The sequence below is a fragment of the Microbacterium sp. Bi128 genome (assembly GCF_918698205.1).
The window spans coordinates 1-1,559 of record NZ_CAKKMM010001211.1 but is presented as its reverse complement, the minus strand read 5'-3'; the positions used below and the strand labels follow the sequence as shown (position 1 = coordinate 1,559).

The 1,559-nt window shown below is 69.1% G+C and carries 1 protein-coding gene and 1 pseudogene; one reads left to right on the top strand and one right to left on the bottom strand.

Annotated elements, in window-relative coordinates; translation table 11 throughout:
• Positions 1-197: pseudogene (locus tag LQV45_RS31345) on the top strand (hypothetical protein); the annotation flags it as partial.
• A 71-nt stretch (positions 198-268) separates the two neighbouring features.
• Here LQV45_RS31345 and mshC read toward each other — a convergent pair.
• A complete protein-coding gene (mshC, locus tag LQV45_RS31340) occupies positions 269-1,549 on the bottom strand; it encodes a cysteine--1-D-myo-inosityl 2-amino-2-deoxy-alpha-D-glucopyranoside ligase (RefSeq protein WP_230011252.1) in 1,281 nt (426 codons plus the stop codon).
• Positions 1,550-1,559: the final 10 nt, after the last annotated feature.

Here is a 1,559-nt window from a genome sequence, read left to right as displayed (position 1 = left end):
ACGCGGAGGAGTTTCTGCCGCCGGGCTCCTCGGCGATCGTTGCCATCGTCGATGACCTCTACCTCGACCGCGTCGACAAGGCGATCAGCAAGGCCACCAAGAAGGTCAGCAAGGCTGTCGACAGTGGTGACTACGACGCCGTCGTCAAAGCCGTGAACGAGGGCGACGAGAAGATCATCGAAGCCGCTTCGTCCTGACCGGCCGACGCAGCCACCGTGGAGACGGCCGCTGGGTTTTGGGATATTCCTCCGGGCCGACCGAAAACCGGTTAGAGTTCGACGCCGAGCAGGGCGTTGACGGCGTCGCTCACCAGCGCGGCGTCCGTGGCCGAGGCCTCCCCCGGGGCTGCCAGGGCGGCCTTGGCCCAGGCGTCGACGGCGGCGAGTGCGCCGGGCGCGTTCAGGTCGTTGGCCAGTTCGGTCCGCAGCCTGCCAAGCAGGGCCGCGGCGGAGCTTTCCGGCGCCACGGCGAGGGCCTCGCGCCAGGTGCGGAGCCGGTCTTTGGCCTCGGCGAATCCGGCGGCGGTCCAGGACCAGTCCGTGCGGTAGTGGTGGGCCAGGATCGCGAGGCGGATCGCGGCAGGTTCTTCCCCGTCAGCCCGGAGCCTGGAAACCAGGACAAGATTGCCCTTGGACTTGCTCATCTTCTCCCCGTCGAGGCCCACCATGCCCGCGTGCGCGAAGTGGCGGGCCAGCGGCACGCCCGCCAGCGAGTACGCGTGGCCGGCGCCCATTTCGTGGTGCGGGAAAATAAGGTCCGAGCCGCCGCCCTGGACGGTAAACGGCTTGGGCAGGTACTCCTGGGCGATCACGGTGCATTCGACGTGCCAGCCGGGCCGGCCCTCCCCCAGTTCGCCACCGGGCCAGCTGGGCTCGCCCTCGCGGGCAACCCGCCAGAGCAGCGGATCCAGCGCCTGGCGCTTCCCGGCCCGGCCAGGGTCGCCGCCGCGTTCGGCGAAGAGTTCCAGCATTTCGGCGTCGGAGAGTCCGGAAATGGATCCCAGGGTCCAGGCGTCGACGTCGTCCGTCGAGTGCTTCCCGGCGGCTTCGACGTCGTAGTAGACGTCGCCGTCGGGCTCGCCGCCGGCGCCGGGGACGCGGTACGCGAGCCCGTTGCGCAGCAGGCGCTCGATGGCGGGAACAATCAGGGGAACGGCCTCAACGGCACCGATGTAGTGGTCCGGGGCGAGGACGTTCAGGGCCTCCATGTCGGTCTGGAACAGCTCGATTTGGCTCGCGGCGAGGTCGCGCCAGTCGACGCCTGTGGCCGTGGCGCGCTCCAGGAGGGGATCGTCGACGTCGGTCACGTTCTGGACGTAGGCGACGTGCTGGCCGCCGTCCCGCCACGCGCGGTTGAGGAGGTCGAAGGCGACATAGCTGGCCGCGTGGCCCATGTGCGTGGCGTCATAAGGGGTGATGCCGCAGACATACATGGACTGCTCACCCGTGGCCTCCAGGGTCACAATTCCGCCCTTGGCGGTATCGAAGAGGCTCAGGGCGGGCATGCTGCCGGGGAGCTGGGCAACAGGGCGGGAGGTCCAGGATTTCACAGACCAAGCC